Source organism: Ornithinibacillus gellani (assembly GCF_003730295.1).
Lineage (GTDB): Bacteria > Bacillota > Bacilli > Bacillales > Amphibacillaceae > Ornithinibacillus_A > Ornithinibacillus_A gellani.
Map to the genome: position 1 here is coordinate 395,013 of NZ_QTSZ01000017.1, position 23,572 is coordinate 418,584.

Genomic DNA, 23,572 nt, shown 5'->3' on the forward strand with positions numbered 1-23,572 from the left:
TTTTTATGGACATTACGATTAAACTCTTTTCAATTTCAACACCATTTGATAAACTAGATTGGGAATAAATAATTGATAAGAATAAAATGAGGTGTAGCGATGCGGTATATTATCACGGCACTTTGGGCCGTATTGATTAGCTCCGTGCTCTCCTATGTATTGACTAGCATGGGAAATCAAGCATTCAATTTAAATGATACACTTGTTTTAGCAGGCGTTTTTTCCATTATCATCTTCATTTTAGGTGATGGAATTTTAAAAGGTGAAAAAAGCCATTCATGAAACAATGATGTAAGCAAAACCCTTGCCTAATATGTATTGGCAAGGGTTTTTTGCATCTGCAGTATATCGAATGCAGTTTTTAATACCAAGGTAAAGCCGTTAATGCAACAAGCGCAGCAAGCGGCAAAATCAATCGATTAAATCGTCTGGGCGGATAGCTATACCCCGGAAAACCACCGAAACCTGGATAGCCGAATTGCCTATTGTGATGGTTCATTTGCTGAGATACATCCTGTTCTTGATCAAATGGCACTGCCATATAAACATATTCGTCGTCCAATCCAGTTATGATACCATCAATCTTAGACCCATCATTCATTTCCGCAAGTACATAAGAATGAATATGAGCCTTGCATAAGTCGTATACTTTTTTTACATCCTGATTCAATTACCTCAACCTCCTCACCAACTAGACTATTCAAACGCCCATTTGTTGGTGACACAGAGGATAAGACGGTGGGTAAAAAAAAGAGCTCCAGATAGTATACCATCCAGAGCTTCATTTCATTTATTAAAGTTTACCTATCGCGACGCGCCATAAATCAGGTCCTTCTTGTAAATATTCCCAGGTAAACATACCTTCTCGTTCAATCATAAATTGGTAATGAAGTGGTTTCGGATTGTGATCATTAGAAAGCTCCATGAATTCACCCGACTTCAATCCATCAAACATTTCAAAAATGCGTGGATGACGGAATCGTGGTTCAATTTCTGGTGCGTGCAGCTTGATTGCGTATTGAATTTCGCTCATCATTATAACCTCCTTATCATTCAATCAATCCCACACCCTTATCATAATTCATTTCTTTTCATTTTTATGTGAGAAAAAACACCATTCGCCTATGATTTTCATCACAGTTTCGTAAAATAGTCATGTTTTCATACATCAAATGACTTGCGAACATGATAATATGGAGATAGTACTCTTAAATGAGAATGAATAGCTGTTATTGAGAAAGGAGACGAGCAAATTGAACAGCTCCTCAATCAAAAATTTACTTCAAAAGTTTCCCATTTTTAAAGATTTAACAGATGCGGAAATGGAACCCATCTTAGACTTAGCCAAACACCGAATGTATCGGACCGGTTCTCATATTTTTATGCAAGGTGACCCACTGACCAACGTATATTTTATTCAACAGGGCCAAATAAAAATTTATCGAACTGATTTTCATGGGAAGGAACAAATTGTGAATGTATTGCAAAAAGGTGATATGTTCCCCCATCAAGGCTTCTTTCGCCAGGATGACTATCCTGCACACGCAGAAGTGCTGGAGGATGCCGTATTAATTTATATCCCAATTAACTTATTCGAAAACTTTCTAATTACACATCCTGAAATATGCATTAAATTATTTAAAGTATTGGGAGATATCATCGTTGATTTGCAAACCCGGCTGGAGGAAAAAATATTGCGGAATACATATGAGCAGATTATCCTTCTATTACTTCGACTTGCAAAAAAATATGGTAAAGAAAGAGACGATGGACTCGTTCAAGTAACAACCCATTTCACCAACAGAGAACTGGCGAATATGATTGGTTCTAGTCGTGAGACAGTGAGCCGTACACTATCACAATTAAAGAAACAGGGATTAGTTGATTCAAATAAAGACGGTCATATTCTACTTGAAATTGACATGCTGGAAAGTGAACTATTTTGAAAGAAGTTGGGCCAACATGATGTTGACCAAAAATATTCCATACAATCTAAAATGCAGGATAAGATCCAAGGCCTTGGATCCATCCTGCATTTTAAATATTGTCATGATGTTTGAATAGGTTCCTGAATTAATGCTTTCAAAGCCGCAGCTTATATTTGTTCTCCATCTTCTGTTTTCGGTTTACGTAAATGAAACATTGCTTTCACACAGAACCATAGAATAATCACGACACCAATTAGAAAAATCGTATCTGGAACCGCTCTCCAAAGTAATAGACTTTGAATGATATCCTGTTTTAAGAAATCACTTGTACGTGATGACCAATATCCATTTACGAAAGCTTCCTTCAACTGGATGAAACCAATCGGTGTAAGGTTCACAAACACCATGCCTGCCAAACCAATATTAAGCATCCAGAATGCAATCTTCAACCAACGATCCTTCCAAGCATCCGGTTGCACAACATGACGTAGCGCATATAGCATAACTGCAATCGCAAACATACCATACACACCCATCATTGCGGCATGCGCATGGGCTGGTGTCAAAAATTGTCCGTGTTCAAAGTAGTTTACAGCAGGTAGATTTACAAGAAAACCAGTGACACCTGCTCCTACAACATTCCATAATGCAGTTGCAACTAAAAACCAAAATGTTAATTTATAAGGGAAGTACACGCCACCATCCCGCATCATTTTATACTGTGCATATGCTTCTAACACAAGTAAGGTTAACGGAATAATTTCCAATGCACTAAATACAGCGCCGATTCCCATCCATGCCTCAGGTGAACCATTATAATAATAATGGTGTCCAATACCTAATACTCCACTGCCGAGTAAAATGGTAATTTGGAAATATAATGCACGAACGGTCGATTGTTTCGTCACTAGTTTTAAATGGACAAGCATAAAACCAATAATAACGACGGCAAAAACCTCAAATATTCCTTCTACCCATAAATGCACGACCCACCACCGCCAATAATCAGACATGGTAAAGTTTGCTTCGGGATTAATAAAGAATGCAAATATATAAAATGCAGGTACAGCAATGGATGCATAGAATAACAAGTGAATTAATCCACCTTTATCCGTTTCCTGCTTCAAACCATTACGAATACCACGATAAATAATCCATAACCATATCGCAAGTCCTGCTACTAGAGCAATTTGCCAAACACGTCCTAATTCTAAGTATTCCCAACCTTGGTGCCCAAATAAAAACCATTTATTACCTAAGTAACCATTCACTCCAAGCCACTGACCAATCGTAGAACCAACTACGACAGCTACTAGTGCCCAAAATAAAATATCAACGAATAGTCCTTGTTTCTTCGGTTCACGACCTCCGATAATTGGTGCAATGTAAATACCTAACCCAAGCCAAGCAGTTGCAATCCAAAATATAGCTAACTGTAAATGATAGCCTTTTGCCACGCCAAATGGAAGAAGTTCATAAATCCATTTCATTCCAAAGAAGGAATCCGGCTCAACATAATAATGTGCAAGAAGGGCTCCAAACATAACCTGGATAAAAAACATTACAGCGACCAACAGGAAGAATTTCGCCGACTTCACCTGGGATCTACTAGGGGTCTGCTGCTGTAGATCATAAACGGGATATCGATCCGGTGTATATGCTTCTTCCATTCCCAAACGATAACGATAAAATACATATAAAATAACAGCCAAAAATAAAGCAAGCAGGGTGATACTAATACCACTCCATAAAACAGCTGAATAAGACATCACATTACCCGCATCCTCATAGAACGGCCAGTTATTTGTATAACTGATGTCCTCCCCTACTCGATTTGTACTGGATAACCATGCTGTCCAAAAGAAAAAGTGAGAAATTTGTTGAATTTGATCTCCATCAGCTACATATGCCCGATCAGTTGTTGGCATATGTGATTCATTTATGAGACCTTGCTGCAAACCCCAACCATCCCCTTTGGTAAAAATGAGTTGGTAATAGTTTTCTACTTGCTCTAAACCATACAACTGAGCTGCTGTTAATGTAAGAGTCGTTTCTGAATCATCTAAACGATTCTCACGCATTTCTTGAATCACTTGATCTTTAATCGCCGCAGCCTCGGCTTGTTCCAATTCCTTATACGCTTTGCTGTATGTTTCCTGAGCATAATAATTCTGCATACCCTCTGTATATATTTTCAACGTTTCTGCTGTATAATCGGGCCCCATATAGGAACCATTACCAAGCACGGTGCCATAGTCCATCAGACCATATTTTTGAAAAACAGCTTGACCACCAACGATTGAATCTTTTGTCATGACAGTTTCGCCATTTGGAGAAACGACTTGAAGTGGTCGAGGTGCTTGATTTTTAAATATCCAAAAACCGCCTACAAGTAAGGCTGTAAAACTTAATAATAATGTTGCAATGAGGACAGATTTCAATAGGCTATTTACTGAAGTTGCTTTTTCTGTATCTCTCCTTCTATTCCTTGCCATATGACCATCCCTTTCTATGTGATACATCTAGCTTATAAAAATACAGGTATGCAAAATGTGATATTCATCACGTTTTTTGTGATGCTTTATTAAATATTTGTGACATATATCACATTTTATAAATGTAATCATAAAAAAACCAAGTATGTCCGCGTACTTACAATGTGTGATAGGCATCACATCTTTCCTAATTGAAAATGATTATCATTATATATAGATACACCTACAATTTATTGCAAGGAGGCACAACGCATGGAATCATTTGAACCCGTAGTTGAACTTGATGTTCGAGAGGATTTACGCTTAAAAAAAGAACCTTTCGATAAAATAATGGGAACGGTTAAAAGCTTAGAAAAAGGTCAAGCGTTTGTTCTGCATGCTCCTTTTAATCCAGTACCATTACATGCCGTATTAAAACGGAAAGGCTTTACCCATGATGCGGTCAAAATAGAAAGAAAGCATTGGAAGGTTACCTATATAAAAAAGGAGGAAACAGCAAAATGATAATTGATAATCGAGGATTGGAACCACCACAACCAATGATGCGCACCCTAAAAGCACTAGATAAAATGGAACAAGGTGAAACACTTCAAATCATAAATGATCGGCGTCCGATGTTTTTATATGAAGAATTAGACGAACGGGGATATACACATTCTACGGAACCAAATGATGATGGAAGCTTCCAAATAACAATCACAAAGAATGGTGATTAACATGCTTGGACAGCCAAATATGAAATCCTCAACAGACATTAAATTACCGCTAGGCTTTATTCTATTTGGGCTGATTGCTTTTGTGATTGCACAAGGCATCTTATTGTATGGATATTCATTTTTGGAATCTGGACAATTTCGCAGTCCTGCTATTTGGTCCGGTGCCCATTTTCTCCTGCTTGGTTTTGCTATGATGGTTGCGATGGGCGCGATGTATCAACTTGTACCGGTAGCATTTTTAACCGAAATCTGGAGTCATAAGCTTGGTTACATCCAATTATGGATTACAATCATTGGAATTACCTGTTTTGCAATTCTTTTGGGAGTTGCTCCGCAGTTTGCAGTATATGGCGCTGCGGTTGCTATCGTTGGAGTCTTATTGTTTTTATTTCAAATGGGCTGTACTATTCTAAAACAAAAACAAAAAAATATGATGACTTATTTTGTTCTTGCTGCTTTAACAAGTCTTGCACTTACTATAAGTGCGGGTTTATTGCTTGCATGGAATCTGTCTGCACATGCCTTTTCCAACCATAATCAAATTTTATCTACCCACATTTTATTTGGTTTAGCAGGGTGGTTTACATTACTTATCATCGGCTTCTCCTATAAATTGGTTCCGATGTTTAGTCTATCTCATGGTTTTTCGATGAAAATGGCTAAAAAAGCATTTATTGCTTATATATGTGGGCTAATGCTATGGACGATTTCCGTGTGGATTCACCATTCAGTTGGACAAACGATAGGATGGTTGTTATTGCTGATGGGCTTTTTCCTCTTCACATTGGATATACTGGAAATTTTGAAAAAAAGAATACGAAAACAATTGGATAAACCATTACAATTTTCATTACTTGCTATCGGAATCGCCCTTGCCGTTCACACCTGCGCATTTTTACTTTCTTTATTTCAGGTAACAGACATGATGATATGGAGCTGGCTTATTTACGTCTATGTCATGGCTTGGATCATTTTTAGTATTCTAGGCTATCTATATAAAATTGTCCCCTTTTTATGGTGGACACACCGATTCTCCGATAAAATCGGCAAAGAAAAAGTGCCTACAATGAAGGAAATGGTGAATGAAAAGCGAAGTGTACAATTATTTATTCTGTTTGTGGTGAGTATGATTGGAATATTAGTGGCAGTCTGGTTACAGCAGGTGGCACTGCTATTACTATTCCAGGGGCTATTATTTATTGGCTCTGTGCTATATGCCGCTTCCATCATTCATGTACTGCGCGTGAAATCATCATGATGCTACTTAACATATTGAAAAGGAGAGGTTTCGCATGTCACTAAAGGAAAAAGTTCGATCAGCATTATACGAGGTAATTGATCCAGAGCTGGGTATTAATATTGTGGATTTAGGTCTCGTTTATGATGTGGAAATAGAAGAAAGCCATGTAACTATTACCATGACGCTAACGACACCTGGCTGTCCGATGCATGACAGTATTACTGCCGGAGTCGAACATAGAATTCAACAAATAGAAGACGTTCAAAAAGTAACTGTACATCTCGTGTGGGAACCTGCATGGACTCCTTTAAACATGAGCGATCAAGCAAAACAAATGCTTGGTTTTGGTTAATATACTGACAAATCATCGTGTTATTAAAAAAATGAAGTAATCGCCTGATAGCTTGCAGGATGATTACTTCATTTTCATTTGCCGCTTAGCCACCACTTACTGGTGGGATAAATGCAATGGTATCCCCATTTTCCAGAATTGTTTCCTTCGATGCATAGGATTCATTTACTGCTATCATCGCATATTCCAAATTCGGTAATTCATATGCTGCAATCCACTTCTCTATGACCTCAGCAACTGTCATTCCTGCTGCTTCCAGTGTTATTTTTTCTTTACCAAGCCGTTCTTGTAGCTCTGCAAAAAATAACACGTTAATCATGGCTCATCTCCTCCTTTGTTGGTATTTCTTCTTGATAGGAATCATTTTCCTTCTGATTGCCTATCCAGCTCGTGCCATCCTCCCAAATTTCTTTTTTCCAAATGGGAACAATTTCTTTGATTCGGTCAATAGCATAACGAGATGCTTCAAATGCATCTTTACGATGAGGAGTAGAGACGGCAATGACAACAGCTATCTCTGAAATATCAAGCTTTCCAATCCGATGTGCGATTGCTGTTTGTGTATTCCCCCATCTTTTCTCAATTTCTTCACCAATTTGCTCCAGCTTCTTTTCTGCCATCGATATATATGCCTGGTATTCTAATGAGAGTGTACGCTTCCCATGCGTAAATTCCCTGACTGTTCCCATAAACGTACTAATTGCCCCCGCCTCTGGTCGGATGACTTTGCTGACAACGTCCTCCAGATGAATTGCTTCATTTGTTATCCAATATTTTTTTGTCATATCATTCTGTCTTCTCCCACCATACGTATTTACTCCACTATAATATGCCGAGATATAAGTGGCAAGACTTCCTCTACATTGTTCAGTGAAAAGGTTTCATAAGGCAACCCTTCCAATAAATCCTTATCCAATGAACCAACCAAATGAATGTTGGTCAGCTGTTCCAATAAACGATAATCAGAATGGTTTCGTAATAGAACCATCTTAGGATAATTTGCAAGCTTATGACCCTCGATTAAAATCAAATCAACTGGAAACGAGTGATACCATTTAATTAATTTTTCGAGTGTGTCGGTTTCGTGCTTGTTCATATACAGCTGCAACTCGTGCTCTCCATGAACCGCACTTACCATTGCACCAGCTGCGTAATGTTTACCACTATCTGTATCGACAGGGAACTGTAGCTCACTTCCATGACCATGATGCTTAATCGTACCTACTGCTAATGATTGGTTGGTAAAATAGTGAATAAGTGCTTGCATGACAGTGGTTTTTCCTGAATTACGATAACCGACTACTTGAAATGTCGGGACTGTCTTTGTCATCTTGTATCCCCCACATATGTAGAAATGCTTTCATTGAAGGTTGTGTCCTATCTGTTTATTTGGATATCTGAGTGAAATCATGACATTATCCGTGATGATAATAGAAAAGGTCGATCCGAATCTTGGACCAACCTTCTTGTCTGTTTAAATTAATCTGGAATGCCTAATGCAATTTTTGCATAGCGGGACATTTTATCCTTACCCCATGGTGGATCCCAGACAATATTTACCACAATTTCTTTTACTTCTGGAATGTCTGCAAGTGCATAGCGTACATCCTGCTCAATATGACCTGCCAATGGACAGCCCATAGCAGTTAATGTCATGGTAACTGTACAAACCCCATTATCATCTAAGTCCACATCATATATTAAACCAAGATTGACAATATCAATTCCCAATTCCGGGTCCATGACATTTTCAAGGGCACCAAGCAAGTTCTCTTTCAGTGCTTCTTTCATGACCTTGCCTCCTTCACAATTCTTAATCCTATTTAATCATATTTCCCATCATAATTAAATGATTTAGGTCACGCTTTTGATTATTTTCAGGTTATATAGGCCAAAATATCATTCATGTTCAAGATAGGTTTCAAACCATTTTACTGTTTCCAAAATGGCAAACCGGCTAACTTTATGTCCTCTGTTTGCTTCCTTCACATAATGTAAGCGTTCTTGATCTTTGTATTGTTTCCTAGCCTCTTCATAAAAGGTATAGGAATGGTCAAAAGGAACGACAGCATCATTTTCACCATGCCAAAATAATACAGGACGGTCCTTCAGCTTATCTGGCTGTAATGACAAATCGTATTTCTTCAATTCTACATATAGTTGTTCAATTTCATCTTCTGTCACCGGCAAATTACCAGTTTTCCGAAAGCTATCAACCAAAGTTTTGGCGTACATCGTTATTTTGGGCGATCCCATTAATACTGCTGCTGCTTTAATCCAAGGATACTGCGTTAATGCAGCGGTTGTTGTAATACCTCCCATACTAGTCCCGGCAATCCCAATTTGCCCATTCAATAAGAGACCGGATTCATCAAGGTATGTTTTAATCAGCCCCAATTCATGGACATTTTGTAGCACAATATTCCAAAAGGAAACCTGTCTTTTAATCGCAGAAACTTCTGCTTGTCTTTCTCCATGATAATTGCTATCTGGTAAAATAACACGATAACCTTTTTCCGCCAGCAGGTATGCCAATGGTAAATTATGTTCCTTTGCACTCGTAAAACCATGGAAATAAACGACTGATGGTAATGCAGTATCTTTCTTGTCTACATCGACTGCGATTAAGCAGGGTATGGATTGTATCGATTGTTTATATACGCCAATCATCTCAAAACTGCCTCCCTCACAACTTTTCTCTACCTCTCCATCATAATATTATTGACTTTTTAAATGCAACTCTTGAGTGGTTGTGGACTTATATTTAGGATCATGGTTCAGACAGGTAGACGAAGGCATCTTCAAACGTTCTACAAAATACATGGTGGGGCTGGTCCATCTGCAAACCAACTGGACATTTTTAAATGGATCGTCTTTTCACAGCTATTCATTTACACATGTATGATTTTGAATTTAAATTGACATGAATGAGATTCATTTCCATTTGATCTTTTTAAAATACGCTTTTTTGGTCCATATTGCAGCTGCCTATGTTCTTGTGTTTGTGTCACAAGCATAATTATTGATTTTTTTATGATTTTTTATGTACATTATCTAGTATGCGTAAATTGACTATGGACTTATAGAGAGGAAAACTTTATGGAAAATACGTTTAACAGAAAACCAATTATTCTATTACTTTTATCTGGTGGATTCATCTCCATTCTAAATCAAACGTTAATGATAACGGCGATTCCTCCGATTATGAAGGAAATGGGCGTTAGTGCAAATACCGGGCAGTGGCTAACGACAATATTTATGCTGGTAAACGGGATAATGATTCCTATTACAGCATTCCTAATCGAAAGATATACGACGAGACAATTATTTACCACCGCCATGGGTGTGTTTACACTTGGTACATTATTTGCTGCATTTGCGTTTGACTTTAATACGTTGATTTTTGGTCGTGTCATCCAATCGATTGGTGCAGGTATTATGATGCCATTAATGCAATCCGTATTTTTATTCATGTTCCCTATTCGAAAACGTGGCATGGCGATGGGGCTTGTTGGATTAGTTATTTCTTTTGCACCTGCCTTAGGCCCTACCATATCCGGGTGGATTATAACAACCTTTTCCTGGAGAGCGGTATTTTATATGATCCTGCCAATCGGAATCTTAGAGGTTTTAATTGGACTTAAAGTGATGAAAAATGTGACAAAGTTGACTTATCCTAAATTGGATATTTTATCTATCATTTTATCTTCATTCGGTTTTGGTGGTTTACTGTATGGTTTTACAAGTGCGGGAAATAATGGATGGGGAAGTATATCGACTATTACTTCTCTGGTTATTGGCGTAATATCTCTTACTGTATTTATACTGAGACAGCTTCGTTTACGCGTACCAATGCTTGAATTCCGTGTATTTAAAAATCCTATTTTCACTTTATCCGTCATTTTGCCGATGATTGCCTTTTTAGGTTTAATCGGTACAGAAACTTTAATTCCTTTATACATGCAAAACATGCGAGATTTTTCCGCAATGGAATCCGGTTTAGCTATTTTACCCGGGGCTATAATCAATGGTATGATGTCACCAATTACGGGAAAAATATTTGATCAATACGGGGCGAAATGGTTATCCATTATTGGGTTTACCATCATAACCATTAGTACAATCGCTTTTACCAATTTAGGGATTGCAACCTCAATGCTCACGATTACAATTTTATACGCGATACGCATGTTCGGTATTTCCATGGTCATGATGCCTGCAACAACCGCTGGATTGAATCAATTGGAAGAAAAATTAATTCCACATGGAGTAGCTATGACAAATACACTACGTCAAGTTGCAGCTTCCATTGGTACAGCTGTTCTTGTTACGGTAATGACCATTACGACTACAACTGCACAGTCAAATCCTAATATTGAACATCCTTCTATCCATGGGGTGAATGTTGCCTTTATTGTGTTAACAGCCATTTCCGCATTGGGTATTATACTTAGTTTCTTTATTGAAAAATCCAAGAGAAATTAAAATTCTTCAACGTGGAAAAAAATCCATCATCATATTTTCATTTTCTGATGAACAAAAGCATAATCACCTAATTAGCTACATCTAAACCGCCCCCATATGGCATGGTTTAGCATTGCGTCCCAACGGTAAATTTAGCCGATGAACCCTTTATCTCCATCGCATCATTGACGCAGTTATTTTGATCGCGATAGTTGGTATCATGTTGAATTTAATCAAAAAATAAAATAATCCTTGTTTTTTAAAAGATGATTTCTTCATAAATAGAAGTCATCTTTTTCATTTTGCAGTGAAAATAGAAAAAAGGATTATAGCTATTATTTGGGCCATTTCCACAATAGGTAGTAATCGCTGAAATATAACCGAACATGAAAAGTAAATATAATAGGATTATTCTCATTTCAACACATCAAGAAATTAGCTGAAACGGCAGGTGGTCACCCCTTGCGGAAGGAAGGCCTAGCCTGGATAAGACCCCACAAGGCTAACGGCTGGTGGGAAGGCTTAGATCCCGACGTTCTGGGTTTGTGTAAAAGCATGTCCCACTGAAAACACTTGGGACTGCACAAAAGCCACTCGTCCCTCCGAAAATATTTGTCACAGGCGCCTTCATGACCAACATCCTATTGCCCCAAGGCCTATCAGCCGCCCGCAAAGAGTGATCATCTAAAGTCGAAGCCTTTTCTTTACGCTCAAATGATAACGTTTGGTTTTTGGAGCGCTATATGGAATGATGAAATGGATTCATTTCATCATGGAAAACCCCTACATACATTTTTTCTCATGAAATGTCACAAATAATAAGAGGTTGGGACAAAACATAAATTATCGGTTGAAAAGACGAACAATCACATGAATTAGCTCAGGGAATATACGTAGACTCCTGTGGGAGCGAAGAGCCATATAAGACCCCGCAAGGCGAACTGGTGGTGGGAAGGCTAAAATTGCGACGTCCTGTCGCAACGCCTTCATGACCAACATCCTGTTGCCCCGAGGCTTATTGCTCGCCCACGGAAAGCGAAGTATATTCCCTGAGCAAGGTAATATACTTATTAAATGTTCACTTTTTGATTGGATAGAAATTGTATTGTCCCAGCCTCTTATATACATTATTTTCTTATAGCACTTGCTGTAATTGGTTTATAAACCCGGGCAACAACCCCCGTAATCACCATTACAATCAAAGCAGGCAACAACCAACCAAGTCCTTCATCGTATAATGGCAATACAGCGTCATAAAATGTAAGAATAGGTTTCAACCAGCTAAAGTTGTCTATTTCTAACGTACGGGCTAACGTTTTAAGTCCATCCACGATACTAATCAAAAAAGTTACGATGGTTGCTGAAACGTAAACGGAACGTACATGATGAAAGAGTGGTGATAAAAATGTCAGCAATATGAGCACAATTGCCAACGGATAAAGAAACATTAATACCGGCTCCGAATATTTAATAATATTTGTTAAACCAAAGTTCGCAATGACAAATGTTAGGACCGAAAAAAATACGACTAACATTGAATAGCTTACTTTAGGCAATAATGTTTGGAAATATTCTGCACACGCAGTAACAAGACCAATTGCTGTTGTCAGACAAGCAAGTGTAATAACAATTGCGAGTAGTACTGTTCCTAATGCTCCGAAATAATATGTAGAAGCGCTGCTTAATACAGGACCACCATTTTCAAAGACGCCAAACACATGAGTACTTGTTGCCCCTAAATAGGCAATTCCCACGTATATGACGGATAGTAGAATAATAGCCACTGTTCCAGCCTTTGCCGTTGAACGTATTATATCATGCTTGGACGTGATCCCCATGCAACGAATCGCTTTTATCACAATGATTGCGAACACGAGCGAAGCAAGTGCATCCATTGTATTATATCCTTCCAAGAAACCAGTTACAAACGCACCATTTGCATATGCTTCAAGTGGAGCTTCAATGGATCCCATTGGTTTGATTACAACCAACGATAACAAAATCGCAAGTAAGATAACAATTCCAGGTGCTAATATTTTCCCTACATTATCCACCAATTTCGCTGGTTTCAGCGAAAATAAAAGTGTAACAGCAAAAAATATGAAACTAAAAATAAATAAACCAATTTGTTGACTACCTTCTCCAATGAAAGGCTGGAATCCTACTTCATAGGCCACTGTCGCAGTTCTTGGTGCTGCAAAAAATGGACCAATCGTTAAATATAATAAAGATGTGAAACACAACGCATATATTGGATGGATTCTACCAGCAAGTTCTTGCAAATTTTCACTACCTGAATAAGCAATAGCAAGCACCCCCAAAAGTGGTAAACCTGTTCCTGTAATCAAAAAGCCTATAATTGCTGGCAAAAGATTCGACCCGGATCCTTGTCCTAGTTCCGCTGGAAAAATAAGGTTTCCAGCACCAAAAAATAATGCAAACAACATAACCCCAATGGCAATATGATAAGAAAATGATAGTTTCGTTTTCAATGTCATCAACCTTTATATAGTGTATAATTTCCCGACAAACATGTGATATTTGTCGATTTTTAATAATACGAAAAATAGTATCAAATTTCAACAGAGTATGCAATCTGATGCTACAAGAGTTTTCCAGATTTTCCGATAAAGGATTCATCATTTTAAATTTCTTTGAACAATTTCAAATTATTTTTTACTACAAACGAAGAATCCCGGTAGACTGAAAAAACTTCAGATGTTATACTTGACAGATATGGGGTGATATAGTAATGCAAAATAAACAGCATTTAATTGCCATAGACTTGGATGGAACATTGTTAACCGATGATAAACGGATTAGTTCACGTAATAAACTTATATTACAAAAAGCAATGAAAGAAGGTCATATCGTCATCATTGCTACTGGCAGGCCGCATCGGGCTAGTATTGACTACTATCATACACTTGGATTAGATACACCGATGGTTAATTTCAATGGTGCACTCATTCATCATCCAAGAGATAATAAATGGAGAGCACTGCATAATCCAATGCCAAAACGGACAGCATTAAGTGTCGTGGATACATGCTACCAATTGGATGTGCATAACATCATGGCGGAAATCCAGGATGATGTTTACTTAGACAAATATGATGAAACATTCATTAATATTTTTCAACAAACAGCCAAAAGAAATCCATTCACAATTGGCAGCTTAAAGCAAAAGCTGATAGACGATCCTACTTCTTTACTCATTTATCCAAAAGAAGATCATATTACAGCGTTACGCAGTAATTTAGATGATCACCATGCAGAAGTAATTGAACACCGAAAATGGGGAGCACCCTGGAATATAATTGAAATCGTAAAAAAAGGAATGAATAAAGCGGTTGGCCTGCAAAAAATCTCTCACTATTATCATATCCCCCAAGAAAGAATTATTGCATTTGGAGATGAAGATAATGATTTGGAAATGATTGATTATGCAGGTGTTGGTGTTGCAATGGATAATGCGATCGATGAATTAAAATCAATTGCAAGTCACGTTACCAAAACAAATGAAGAAGATGGAATCAGTGTATTTTTAGAAGAATATCTGAATATCAAAATAACGGAACCCATTTAAGCCGTATTTTTCCTGCCATATTTTCCATACATCCATACCATACTAGAAGTGAACGAGTCCTATTCGTTCACTTTTTTGCTGGGAGGAATCACCGATGGGGAAAAAGAGTAAATCACGCCGATTTAGTCAACAAAGTGCTGATTCCGTAAAGTTGTATGAAGAGCGTTTTCCTTACCGTTCTAGATTTTCTGATGTAGAACGCAAGGATGAAGAAGCTAAAAAACATTCCACTGGAGGCTTTTAAATGGAAAACAATCTTTTTCAGCAAGCAAAGGATGCTGTAAACCGATTTGCAAACTCCGCAATGGGTACAGGAACTGCAAATGAGCAGGACAAGGAAGCTGCAAAAAATGCCATTCAAGCGGCTTATGCCGATTGCACCCCCGAGGAGCGCCAGCAACTGGAGCAACTTGAACAACAGCTTCAAGAAAACCAGTTGAGCTAAATAACGGCAGCTAATATGCTAACCGTTAAGCAAGCTTGTGATGGTAATTGCCACTTCATTTCCACGAGATGAAACGGGGTTGCTTCAAGCAAGTTACAAACAGGTGTACCGGAGTTTCCGGTACACCGCTCCAAATAAGCGTGTTTCCGCTATATATCCCTTTTTATTTCCTTCTTAATCTGCTAATATATAGATATGAATGTATATCAGGAGGGGAATATGATGAGTGTACGACCAGAAGCAACACCCAATCCAAACGCATTGAAATTTACGACTGATAAATTAATCTTTGAAGGCACCAATAGTATCTCCGTTATGCCTGGTGATACAAGTGAACATGACATTCTAAATGAGCTCATGGCTCTAGAAGGTGTTGACAATGTATTCGGTTATCAGAACTTCATTACAGTAAATAAACAGTTTGATGCGGAATGGGATACATTGACAGAAGAAGTAAAAGCCATTTTCGAAAAACATGGCTATTAATACGTACATATAAAGAATAGACTGCTCCCCTTTCATACGGGAAACAGTCTATTTTTTATTTATTGTATCACAGATTAACTGGCTGTAAGATCCCCATTTCAAGGTTTTTTGCTGATAACAGGAATAGAAATTGGGGAATCAACAGCCAGTAAAGGCCTGATTGGTTCAACTAACAATCAGTGGGGAGTGCGCCCCCACTGATTGAAGTTTCACTGTATCACAGATTAACTGGCTGTAAGACCCCCATTTCAAGGTTTTTTGCTGATAACAAGAATAGAAATTGGGGGATCAACAGCCAGTAAAGGCCTGATTGGTTCAACTAACAATCAGTGGGGGAAGTACGCCCCCACTGATTGAAGTTTCACTGTATCAGTAAATGTATAAGTCTACAGGAACATAATTCGGATTAACTGGTTCACCTTGTTTGTTTTTTCCATAGAGATGTATGATGGGTGTTTCCGGATTGTCCTTCATTTCATCCGTAACCTCCACTGTCCATTCCACACTTTCCCATTCATCTGCTTCTTTCAATTTTAACTGTTTTTCTTCTAATACTGTTTTTTCACCTTGTACAATTTTATAATATATTGCTTGGTTGGTTGCCTTTGCCTCGCCGGTAAAGATGACCCCTTCCCCTTGATGGACAACTTCGATATTTTGGAATGCTGCGGTACTTTGATCTGTGTCCGCTGCTTTATTCTCATTCGTATTTTTTGGCTTGGCTTCTTCACTCTTTTGTCCATTGCAGCCAGCGATAATCAATAAACTAATAAAAAGAATGGATAAATATTTTTTCATGGATGCTTCCCCCAACTGACTCTTAATTATTTTGTCTGAAAAAGCCAAAGATCCCAGTTGTCTGTACAATATTGGTAAACGCATGCGGATCAACTTCCGAAATAATCTTTTCCAAATCATACAGCTCATAACGGGTAATAACAGTATATAACATACTGCGGTCTTCGTTAGTATAGGCTCCTTTGGCTGGGATAATTGTGATTCCCCGAACCATTTTATTATGGATTGCTTTTTGCAGTGCTTCTGCCTTGCTGGAAATAATCATTGCTGTTACCTTTTCATGTCTTGTATGGATGGCATCAATTACAACAGTGGTAACATATAATGTTAACATTGTATACAAAGCATTTTCCGGTTTATAAAAGATTCCCGCTAAAAGAATGATAATCCCATTTAGAATAAGAAAATATGTACCAATTGGGCGATCCTTTAGTCTGGAAAGCACCATTGCAACGATATCCATTCCACCAGTTGAGGCACCGAGTTTTAATGTAATACCAACACCTGCACCACCGATAACGCCACCAACGACAGCATTTAAGATAATATCATCAGATAAGGAAATGACAGGAATAACTTGCAAGAAGATAGAAACAAATAGTACGGAAACAACACTATAAATAGTGAATCCCTTCCCTACCTTAAACCATCCCAATATAAAAACAGGGATATTAAACACAAAGACCAAAATCCCTGTACTTACCTTGATATGAAGATAATCCATAAATACGCTTGAAACAAGCTGTGCTGCCCCTGTAAACCCACTTGCATATACATTAGCGCCAATTAAGAAAAAATTTAATGAAATGGCTAGAAGCAGTGCTCCGAATATAACTACTGTGATGCGTCTTGCTTCAATTAAAAACATAGGCTCCTCCTGTTTGTTCAATTTTTAAAATAGTAACGAAATATACTTTGACTATCATGTTAGATAGCATTAGACTAAAGGTATTATCTATGCTTATTATTACATGAATGTAGGTGAAAATATTGACGATTAAAATTCTAGCCGATTCTGCCTGCGATCTGACGGAAAAGCAATATAACGAATATCAGATCGAAATGGTACCTTTGACCGTGCATCTAGATAATAAGGACTATAAAGACGGCATCGACATTCAACCCAAGACAATTTATGATGCGATGCGCAATGGACAAAGCACGAAAACATCACAAGTTTCACCGCAAACCTTTAAGACTATTTTTACATCATATGCCAGTACAAATCAACCTTTAATCTATCTTGCCTTTTCTTCAGAACTTTCAGGTACATATCAAACAGCTAAAATGATGGAACAGGAAGTAAAGGAGGAATACCCGGAAGCACCTATTCACGTATTGGATACGAAATGTGCATCCATTGGATATGGATTGGTTGTGCTAAGAGCTGCAAAGCTTGCGTTGGAGGGTGCATCTGCAAACGAAATCATAGACATTGCTACCTACCATGCTGAACATATGGAACATATCTTTACCGTTGATGATTTAGAGTATTTATACCGTGGCGGTCGTGTCAGTAAAACTGCTGCCTTTGTCGGTACCTTGTTAAAAATCAAACCAATCCTTCATGTGGAGGATGGAAAGCTTATACCGCTTGAGAAAATTCGTGGTTCCAAAAAATTACTTGGCCGGATGGTTGAAATTATGGAAGCGCGTGGGGTTGACTTTCAAAATCAAACCATTGGTATTAGCCATGGAGATGATATTGAAAGAGCAGAACAACTGGCGGCATTACTTCAAGAGAAATTTGGTGTCAAAGATGTACTAATTGAAATGGTCGGTGCCGTCATTGGTGCGCACTCGGGGCCAGGAACCATTGCATTATTCTTTTTAAATAAACCATATAAATAAAGTCATTAGAGCCGTTACATATTGTAGCGGTTTTTTTGCTTTCAAATAATCGTGCTGCTAATCCCATCTAATTTATTTATATAGACTCTGTTAAAATTAGTGGATTAAATTTGTTGAGTGATGATTGAAAGTTATTCTCTACGAAAAATCCCCTGACTTAATAGGTAACATCACACACGTCACTCTATTTTATTGGAGACACAAACTATTTTCATCGTTAAAGCAAATTGTGATCCCTAATGTTGAAGGTGTCGTAGAGTTGCAGGAGACCAATTTCCTGTACTCAGAAAAAAGACAAGAAAAATTAAACGTAGAAAATCACGTAAACATGGTGGTTCTACGAAGAAACATGGTATAAGCAATGAACAAATGTGCGTGTTAGTTGCACAAGACCGTAATAAAAACACTTTCGCAGATATTAGGTATGGTCAGGTTAACAATAGACCAATTAGACAAAGCCATTGGAAATAAGCTTTCAAGTGAAAATATACTTTGCACGGATTCTTGAAGTGCATTTAAAACATATGCTGCTGAAAAGGGAGTCGATATTTACCAATTCAACTCCGAAGAGGCTGGGTCAAAACATAAATTATCGGTTGAGAAGACGAGCCCATGATACTATTAGGTTAAATAAGAATGCTATATAAACACTGATACTTATTCGCTGGGCATTTAGTGTAAGAAGGATAAATTGTTTTTATGGTTAAATGTGGATATAAAGTTATTTGGTTTTGTTCAACGTAGCCAGATTACTGTTTAAAAATGATTGCATTTAGAGGTTATTTTTGTCTTATTGTTAAATAAAGTATTTTTGATGGGAGTTTGTGTAATGCACATAAAAACAAAAAGATTATTGATACGAGAATTTGAATATAAAGATTGGCAAGATGTATATGAGTATACATCAGATATTAATGTTATGAAATATATACCTGAAGGGGTTTTTACTGAAGAGGATGCCAAAGACTTTGTAAATAAAAATAAAGGTGATAACGCCGAAAAATTTCCCGTTGTATTAATGGATGAAGATATTGTTATAGGCCACATTGTTTTTCATAGGTATTTTGGTGAACATACTTATGAGATTGGATGGGTTTTCAATCCAAAGTTTCAGAACCAAGGATATGCTTCTGAAGCAGCACAAGCTATTTTGGAATATGGTTTTAAAGAAATAAACTTACATAGGATTATAGCCACTTGTCAGCCCGAAAATATCCCATCCTATCGGGTTATGGAGAAGATTGGAATGAGAAGAGAAGGCTTTTTTAAAAAATGTATTCCAAAAAATAATGAATGGTGGGATGAATATTATTATGCAATTTTGAAGGAAGAGTTCAAATGAACTATACAACAACGGGCGCGATTGTGGAAAATCGTTATTTCCCTATTGAAATAACAGATGCATTAATCGAAGAAGGCATTATTACTAAGTAGAACCTCCAAAAAACGGAAGTTCTATATTTTTATCCTATATCAACTATAAGCTTTTACATAGCCTTTATATATATATGAAACCTACTTCGTTTGACAAACGTCAAATAGTAAAAACGAGGTGGGGCGAATGAAGCTCAGATGGATATTATGTAGCGCTATGCTGTTAGCCGGCATTGGAACTGTAATTGTATTTACACTCTCTATGAAACAAACGGCAGTCTTTACAAATGCATCCCATTTTGCTGTCCAAAACAAAGAATGGAATATTTATTTTGAATCCCCGATGGACCCAGGCACGTTTACAACAGAAACCGTCCAAATTTTTACCGGTGGGAAACAGATTGATTTTGAAATGTCCTGGAATAATGATTACACGATGTTAACCATCCATCCACCTAAGCATGGATACGACCTGCATAAAACATATCAAATCACTGTTAACCAAAACGTCCAAACCGCAAAAGGAAAATCACTTTCAAAAGTCATCACACATACGTTTACAGCTGTTGAACATGTGCAACAGATAAAGGACAAAAATCAATTACACACTATTTTAACGGAACGAATCAAGGAAGAAAAGAATGATAATCACGAGGATATGGCAATCAAGATGGAAGCCGATGCCGCTATGGAAATGAACGATATGAGTTCAGGAAATTCACAAACAAATGTACAGGTTACCGGTATAGATGAAGCTGACATCATAAAAACAAATGGAGAACAAATATTTTTTATGCGGGAAAGTGATATTATCATCACTTCTGCAGCAGCTGAAAACAGCAAGGTATTATCCACTATTCAAGAAAAAGGATTCCGTCCACATGAAATGTATGTACACGAAGATACACTGATTGTTTTGGGTTACACGAATGACCTGATAAGAAATCATCATGTTCATGATCATGCAGATACTTCCGATAAAATATATGCAGGGTATCAAGAAACATCTGAGATTCGTGTATATGATATTACAAAACCATCGCATCCGGAAAAGATTCGTGAAATTTCTTTGGAAGGTTCTTTAGCAGGGACAAGAAAAACAGAACATCATCTATATGTGCTTGCAAATTACAATCCGGAAATACATGTAATGGATAAGCAGGACATTCGACCGTATATACGAGACTCAGCAGCAGCGCGCCGCAGTATCCCCATTTCCTATGATGATCTTTATTTTTTTCCGGAAAGCAATGATGATCAATTTATGATTTTAGCAGCGATCGATCTGAACGATTGGAACAAAGGAGCCCATATTACTTCTTACCTTGGCTCATCTGATGATTTTTATATGTCTCCTGAGCATCTTTATATTGCAGTAGAGAATTATAATGAAGAAGATAGCACACTTTATTTAGCACCCAAAAAGGAAAATGACACGAGTTGGGAGCCATCCGAACCGCAAACGGAAATTTTAAAATTTCGGTTAGACGGCACAAGCATCCAACATACAGCCACGGCAAACGTGCCAGGAAGAATTATTAATCAATTTGCAATGGATGAACGAAATGATACATTTCGGATTGCCACTACGTCAGGTCATAATTGGCAAGCCAATAATAATACGGTAAACAACCTGTATGTTTTTGATGATACACTGCAACAAATTGGTGCCGTTGAAGGTTTGGCAATAGGAGAAGAAATATATAGTGTCCGATTTATGGAGGATGTAGCATATATGGTTACCTTTGAAACCGTTGATCCGTTGTTTGTCATAGATTTAAGCACACCGCGGGATCCAAAAGTTCTTGGTGAACTCAAAATCCCTGGTTTCAGTAATTATTTGCATCCTTTAGATGAAAATCATGTGATTGGCTTTGGTCAACAAACAACACTCGTTCCAAATAATTGGAGTGATCGCCCTTCTGTTCAATTAGATGGAATTAAGGTGTCCTTATTTGATGTGAGTGACCCAACAAGTCCAATCGAAAAAGATTATAAAGTTATAGGTAGAGGTTCCTCCTATACGGAGCTAAATGACAATCATCATGCATTATACAAGCATCCATCCAAGCCATTATTTGGTATGCCTGCAACCATTTATCGCACAAAAAACGTATCACATGGCAGGGAATCCTATGAAGAAGATGTGTTTTCCTTTGAAGGAGGATTCCTCCTGGAAATCACACCGGAAAATGGGATTGAAGTCATTGATTCTATCACACATCAGGAAGATAAACAGATGGACTATCCAAATTCCGATGCGGAATTGCGTCGTATGCTCTCTCTCCAAAATATATTGTATTCCTTTTCCAATAATCACATGAAGGTATATCATCTGGATTCCAATACAATCATCCATACCGTGAACTTACCTTCTAGATCGTTTTAACTGCTAGATCATGTCATGGCATTCCTCGCCTCTAGGGATGCCGTGATATTTTTTCGTTTGCAATATGTTTAACATATAGATGATTATTTACCATACATTTGTTGCATTTTTTTAACACTTTACCAAGTATATTGCATGTTCCTCCCTCTTTCCTCATACTTAGGTAGAAGATGTTAGGAGGTTTTATGGATGCCCGCATTTTTAGTACATGCAACATTTATCTTTTTTACGATCACCGCGGTTTCTGGCCTTTGGATGCGTTTGTTCCCATTTTTAGCGGAACCGACTTTTACGTATACAAATGTGCTGCATGGTCATTCCCATCTCGCACTGCTTGGTTGGACCTTTTTGGGGGCATTTGTCCTTTTTATTGGACTAGCCTGGAAGCAGCTTACAGCGAAGAGAGAAGCTGTAGCCATTGCAATTACACTCTTTATCGGCACACTTGCCATGTTTGCTGCATTTATATATCAGGGCTACGCACTATATTCTATTATTTTTTCAACGATACATATATTTATTGAATATTGGGCAGCAATTTTTATTTATCGCCACTGCAAGACCATGAATAAACATAGCCGATTATATGTAAAAGGTGCCTTACTATCCCTGATTATTTCATCCATTGGTCCGTTTGCACTTGGCTATATCTCTGCAACAGGGCTGAAAGAAACAAAATTCTTCGATATGGCGATTTATTTTTACTTACATTTTCAGTACAATGGCTGGCTTACCTTCATTTTAATTGGAAGCTTTATTGCCTTTTTGTACAGCAAAAAGATACGGGTGAAACCAGCTTATCTCACAGCGGGATTTTGGCTGTATTTGATAGCATTGCTTCCCAGTTATCTTTCATCTGTCCTTTGGGCATTGCCGGAACCGATTGTCCATACGATTGCGACAATTGGTGTTCTGATTCAATGGTTAGCAGTGATACTTATGATTGTTGGTATGAGTCCAATGTGGAAGCAGCTCCGCGGTAAGCTGCCAAAAACGATTCATCTTTTATTAATGGTCACGACTCTATTATTACTTGTTAAGAGCACGATGGAACTCGGTTTAGCAATACCGCAATTAACTGGTCTAATCTATGATACGAGAAGTATCGTCGTCGGTTATTTACATTTTACATTGCTCGGATTTGTCAGCATCTTTATCCTTGTTCAATTTCAATTAATTGGACTTCTGCCGATGAACCGAATTAGCAGCATTGCCAGCTATATATTTTTATTTGGTTTCTTAGCCAACGAAGCCTTATTATTTGGTCAGGGTCTTTGTACTTGGTTGGGATTGCCTACGATTCCTTACTATTTACATGGTCTCATCATTGCCAGTTTACTTCTTTTAGTTGGAATTGTTCTTTTCTGGATTGCATTTTTAGAAAGGAAGAAAACAATTAACGTGATTGAATAAATTAAAGTTAGGGAAGGAAGTCTATATACCAT

At 37.7% G+C, this 23,572-nt stretch carries 26 protein-coding genes and 1 pseudogene; 16 read left to right on the forward strand and 11 right to left on the reverse strand.

From position 1 onward, the window contains the following. The first annotated feature begins 99 nt into the window (after window positions 1-99). Window positions 100-282 carry a DUF2929 family protein gene (locus tag DX933_RS06040; protein ID WP_123315572.1) on the forward strand — a complete coding sequence of 61 codons (183 nt, stop codon included), beginning with the start codon at window positions 100-102 and terminating at the stop codon, window positions 280-282. A 79-nt stretch (window positions 283-361) separates the two neighbouring features. On the opposite strand, the gene DX933_RS06045 is transcribed toward DX933_RS06040, so the two are convergent. Both DX933_RS06045 and DX933_RS06050 read right to left on the reverse strand, forming a co-directional pair. After that, window positions 362-670 (reverse strand): hypothetical protein, encoded by a 309-nt coding sequence (locus DX933_RS06045; RefSeq protein WP_123315573.1) that lies wholly within the window; start codon window positions 668-670, stop codon window positions 362-364. A 123-nt stretch (window positions 671-793) separates the two neighbouring features. Next, window positions 794-1,033 carry a DUF2249 domain-containing protein gene (locus DX933_RS06050; protein WP_123315574.1) on the reverse strand — a complete coding sequence of 80 codons (240 nt, stop codon included), beginning with the start codon at window positions 1,031-1,033 and terminating at the stop codon, window positions 794-796. A 220-nt stretch (window positions 1,034-1,253) separates the two neighbouring features. On the opposite strand from DX933_RS06050, the gene DX933_RS06055 reads away from it, so the two are divergent. Then, the gene (locus DX933_RS06055; RefSeq protein WP_123315575.1) at window positions 1,254-1,946 is read left to right on the forward strand and encodes a Crp/Fnr family transcriptional regulator; all 693 of its coding nucleotides are present in this window, start codon (window positions 1,254-1,256) and stop codon (window positions 1,944-1,946) included. 149 nt (window positions 1,947-2,095) lie between these two features. Here the strand turns inward: DX933_RS06055 and DX933_RS06060 are convergent, their stop codons facing one another. Next, a complete protein-coding gene (locus DX933_RS06060) occupies window positions 2,096-4,423 on the reverse strand; it encodes a nitric-oxide reductase large subunit (protein WP_223805882.1) in 2,328 nt (775 codons plus the stop codon). 252 nt (window positions 4,424-4,675) lie between these two features. Between DX933_RS06060 and DX933_RS06065 the strand changes: the two genes are divergently transcribed. Genes DX933_RS06065 through DX933_RS06080 form a run of 4 tightly spaced genes read left to right on the forward strand, consistent with a single transcriptional unit; the run spans window position 4,676 to window position 6,731 of the window. After that, window positions 4,676-4,927, forward strand: coding sequence for a DUF2249 domain-containing protein (locus DX933_RS06065; RefSeq protein ID WP_123315577.1), 252 nt, complete (start codon window positions 4,676-4,678; stop codon window positions 4,925-4,927). Beyond that, window positions 4,924-5,139, forward strand: coding sequence for a DUF2249 domain-containing protein (locus tag DX933_RS06070; protein WP_123315578.1), 216 nt, complete (start codon window positions 4,924-4,926; stop codon window positions 5,137-5,139). Before DX933_RS06065 ends, DX933_RS06070 begins: the two co-directional genes overlap by 4 nt. 19 nt (window positions 5,140-5,158) lie before the next feature. After that, window positions 5,159-6,397, forward strand: coding sequence for a heme-copper oxidase family protein (locus DX933_RS06075; protein WP_123315637.1), 1,239 nt, complete (start codon window positions 5,159-5,161; stop codon window positions 6,395-6,397). Between the two features lie 34 nt (window positions 6,398-6,431). Beyond that, on the forward strand, window positions 6,432-6,731 hold the full coding sequence (locus tag DX933_RS06080) for a metal-sulfur cluster assembly factor (RefSeq protein ID WP_123315579.1): 300 nt from the start codon (window positions 6,432-6,434) through the stop codon (window positions 6,729-6,731). An 85-nt stretch (window positions 6,732-6,816) separates the two neighbouring features. Here DX933_RS06080 and moaD read toward each other — a convergent pair whose 3' ends face one another. From moaD to DX933_RS06105, 5 genes are all read right to left on the reverse strand, one after another. Beyond that, a complete protein-coding gene (gene moaD / locus DX933_RS06085; protein ID WP_123315580.1) occupies window positions 6,817-7,050 on the reverse strand; it encodes a molybdopterin converting factor subunit 1 in 234 nt (77 codons plus the stop codon). After that, the gene (locus DX933_RS06090; RefSeq protein ID WP_123315581.1) at window positions 7,043-7,516 is read right to left on the reverse strand and encodes a molybdenum cofactor biosynthesis protein MoaE; all 474 of its coding nucleotides are present in this window, start codon (window positions 7,514-7,516) and stop codon (window positions 7,043-7,045) included. The genes moaD and DX933_RS06090 overlap by 8 nt, the downstream gene beginning before the upstream one ends. Before the next feature lie 29 nt (window positions 7,517-7,545). After that, window positions 7,546-8,061: a molybdopterin-guanine dinucleotide biosynthesis protein B gene (gene mobB, locus DX933_RS06095; protein WP_123315582.1), complete on the reverse strand. Its 516-nt coding sequence runs from the start codon at window positions 8,059-8,061 to the stop codon at window positions 7,546-7,548. 149 nt (window positions 8,062-8,210) lie between these two features. Next, entirely contained in the window at window positions 8,211-8,522 is a 312-nt protein-coding gene (locus tag DX933_RS06100) for a metal-sulfur cluster assembly factor (protein ID WP_123315583.1), read from the reverse strand. 108 nt (window positions 8,523-8,630) lie between these two features. Then, the gene (locus tag DX933_RS06105) at window positions 8,631-9,401 is read right to left on the reverse strand and encodes an alpha/beta fold hydrolase (protein ID WP_123315584.1); all 771 of its coding nucleotides are present in this window, start codon (window positions 9,399-9,401) and stop codon (window positions 8,631-8,633) included. Between the two features lie 429 nt (window positions 9,402-9,830). Between DX933_RS06105 and DX933_RS06110 the strand changes: the two genes are divergently transcribed. Next, window positions 9,831-11,216 (forward strand): MDR family MFS transporter, encoded by a 1,386-nt coding sequence (locus DX933_RS06110; protein ID WP_123315585.1) that lies wholly within the window; start codon window positions 9,831-9,833, stop codon window positions 11,214-11,216. A 1,106-nt stretch (window positions 11,217-12,322) separates the two neighbouring features. On the opposite strand, the gene brnQ is transcribed toward DX933_RS06110, so the two are convergent. Then, entirely contained in the window at window positions 12,323-13,687 is a 1,365-nt protein-coding gene (brnQ, locus tag DX933_RS06115; RefSeq protein WP_123315586.1) for a branched-chain amino acid transport system II carrier protein, read from the reverse strand. A 260-nt stretch (window positions 13,688-13,947) separates the two neighbouring features. Here brnQ and DX933_RS06120 point away from each other — a divergent pair, with 260 nt between their 5' ends. The 4 genes from DX933_RS06120 (at window position 13,948) to DX933_RS06130 (ending at window position 15,715) form a co-directional block, all read left to right on the forward strand. Next, window positions 13,948-14,784, forward strand: coding sequence for a Cof-type HAD-IIB family hydrolase (locus DX933_RS06120; RefSeq protein ID WP_123315587.1), 837 nt, complete (start codon window positions 13,948-13,950; stop codon window positions 14,782-14,784). 94 nt (window positions 14,785-14,878) lie between these two features. Next, complete coding sequence (locus DX933_RS18365) at window positions 14,879-15,028, forward strand: hypothetical protein (protein WP_190279428.1); 150 nt, start codon at window positions 14,879-14,881, stop codon at window positions 15,026-15,028. Further along, window positions 15,029-15,229, forward strand: coding sequence for a DUF3813 domain-containing protein (locus DX933_RS06125; RefSeq protein WP_123315588.1), 201 nt, complete (start codon window positions 15,029-15,031; stop codon window positions 15,227-15,229). A gap of 222 nt (window positions 15,230-15,451) precedes the next feature. Continuing rightward, a complete protein-coding gene (locus tag DX933_RS06130) occupies window positions 15,452-15,715 on the forward strand; it encodes a NifU N-terminal domain-containing protein (protein ID WP_123315589.1) in 264 nt (87 codons plus the stop codon). A 369-nt stretch (window positions 15,716-16,084) separates the two neighbouring features. Here DX933_RS06130 and DX933_RS06135 read toward each other — a convergent pair whose 3' ends face one another. Together DX933_RS06135 and DX933_RS06140 are read right to left on the reverse strand one after the other, a co-directional pair. Continuing rightward, window positions 16,085-16,513: a hypothetical protein gene (locus tag DX933_RS06135; protein ID WP_123315590.1), complete on the reverse strand. Its 429-nt coding sequence runs from the start codon at window positions 16,511-16,513 to the stop codon at window positions 16,085-16,087. Between the two features lie 22 nt (window positions 16,514-16,535). Further along, window positions 16,536-17,381: a YitT family protein gene (locus DX933_RS06140; protein WP_123315591.1), complete on the reverse strand. Its 846-nt coding sequence runs from the start codon at window positions 17,379-17,381 to the stop codon at window positions 16,536-16,538. A 122-nt stretch (window positions 17,382-17,503) separates the two neighbouring features. Between DX933_RS06140 and DX933_RS06145 the strand changes: the two genes are divergently transcribed. The 5 genes and pseudogenes from DX933_RS06145 (at window position 17,504) to DX933_RS06165 (ending at window position 23,540) form a co-directional block, all read left to right on the forward strand. Beyond that, window positions 17,504-18,364: a DegV family protein gene (locus DX933_RS06145; RefSeq protein ID WP_123315592.1), complete on the forward strand. Its 861-nt coding sequence runs from the start codon at window positions 17,504-17,506 to the stop codon at window positions 18,362-18,364. Between the two features lie 100 nt (window positions 18,365-18,464). Then, a pseudogene (locus tag DX933_RS06150) lies at window positions 18,465-18,932 on the forward strand (IS1595 family transposase); the annotation flags it as partial. A gap of 261 nt (window positions 18,933-19,193) precedes the next feature. After that, window positions 19,194-19,706, forward strand: a complete 513-nt coding sequence (locus tag DX933_RS06155) for a GNAT family N-acetyltransferase (RefSeq protein ID WP_123315593.1) — start codon at window positions 19,194-19,196, stop codon at window positions 19,704-19,706. 219 nt (window positions 19,707-19,925) lie between these two features. Next, the gene (locus DX933_RS06160; protein WP_123315594.1) at window positions 19,926-22,127 is read left to right on the forward strand and encodes a beta-propeller domain-containing protein; all 2,202 of its coding nucleotides are present in this window, start codon (window positions 19,926-19,928) and stop codon (window positions 22,125-22,127) included. Between the two features lie 189 nt (window positions 22,128-22,316). After that, window positions 22,317-23,540: a hypothetical protein gene (locus DX933_RS06165; protein ID WP_123315595.1), complete on the forward strand. Its 1,224-nt coding sequence runs from the start codon at window positions 22,317-22,319 to the stop codon at window positions 23,538-23,540. Window positions 23,541-23,572 lie beyond the last annotated feature (32 nt).

Bases quoted from the DNA above. Each gene is read 5' to 3' on its own strand.
- DX933_RS06155 (WP_123315593.1), top strand. From the start codon at position 19,194: ATGCACATAAAAACAAAAAGATTATTGATACGAGAATTTGAATATAAA.
- mobB (WP_123315582.1), bottom strand. From the start codon at position 8,061: ATGACAAAGACAGTCCCGACATTTCAAGTAGTCGGTTATCGTAATTCA.
- DX933_RS06080 (WP_123315579.1), top strand. From the start codon at position 6,432: ATGTCACTAAAGGAAAAAGTTCGATCAGCATTATACGAGGTAATTGAT.
- DX933_RS06100 (WP_123315583.1), bottom strand. From the start codon at position 8,522: ATGAAAGAAGCACTGAAAGAGAACTTGCTTGGTGCCCTTGAAAATGTC.
- DX933_RS06040 (WP_123315572.1), top strand. From the start codon at position 100: ATGCGGTATATTATCACGGCACTTTGGGCCGTATTGATTAGCTCCGTG.
- DX933_RS06140 (WP_123315591.1), bottom strand. From the start codon at position 17,381: ATGTTTTTAATTGAAGCAAGACGCATCACAGTAGTTATATTCGGAGCA.
- DX933_RS06105 (WP_123315584.1), bottom strand. From the start codon at position 9,401: ATGATTGGCGTATATAAACAATCGATACAATCCATACCCTGCTTAATC.
- DX933_RS06060 (WP_223805882.1), bottom strand. From the start codon at position 4,423: ATGGCAAGGAATAGAAGGAGAGATACAGAAAAAGCAACTTCAGTAAAT.
- DX933_RS06065 (WP_123315577.1), top strand. From the start codon at position 4,676: ATGGAATCATTTGAACCCGTAGTTGAACTTGATGTTCGAGAGGATTTA.
- DX933_RS06120 (WP_123315587.1), top strand. From the start codon at position 13,948: ATGCAAAATAAACAGCATTTAATTGCCATAGACTTGGATGGAACATTG.
- DX933_RS06165 (WP_123315595.1), top strand. From the start codon at position 22,317: ATGCCCGCATTTTTAGTACATGCAACATTTATCTTTTTTACGATCACC.
- DX933_RS06135 (WP_123315590.1), bottom strand. From the start codon at position 16,513: ATGAAAAAATATTTATCCATTCTTTTTATTAGTTTATTGATTATCGCT.
- DX933_RS06125 (WP_123315588.1), top strand. From the start codon at position 15,029: ATGGAAAACAATCTTTTTCAGCAAGCAAAGGATGCTGTAAACCGATTT.
- DX933_RS06110 (WP_123315585.1), top strand. From the start codon at position 9,831: ATGGAAAATACGTTTAACAGAAAACCAATTATTCTATTACTTTTATCT.
- DX933_RS18365 (WP_190279428.1), top strand. From the start codon at position 14,879: ATGGGGAAAAAGAGTAAATCACGCCGATTTAGTCAACAAAGTGCTGAT.
- DX933_RS06075 (WP_123315637.1), top strand. From the start codon at position 5,159: ATGAAATCCTCAACAGACATTAAATTACCGCTAGGCTTTATTCTATTT.
- DX933_RS06050 (WP_123315574.1), bottom strand. From the start codon at position 1,033: ATGAGCGAAATTCAATACGCAATCAAGCTGCACGCACCAGAAATTGAA.
- moaD (WP_123315580.1), bottom strand. From the start codon at position 7,050: ATGATTAACGTGTTATTTTTTGCAGAGCTACAAGAACGGCTTGGTAAA.
- DX933_RS06130 (WP_123315589.1), top strand. From the start codon at position 15,452: ATGAGTGTACGACCAGAAGCAACACCCAATCCAAACGCATTGAAATTT.
- DX933_RS06070 (WP_123315578.1), top strand. From the start codon at position 4,924: ATGATAATTGATAATCGAGGATTGGAACCACCACAACCAATGATGCGC.
- DX933_RS06090 (WP_123315581.1), bottom strand. From the start codon at position 7,516: ATGACAAAAAAATATTGGATAACAAATGAAGCAATTCATCTGGAGGAC.
- DX933_RS06160 (WP_123315594.1), top strand. From the start codon at position 19,926: ATGAAGCTCAGATGGATATTATGTAGCGCTATGCTGTTAGCCGGCATT.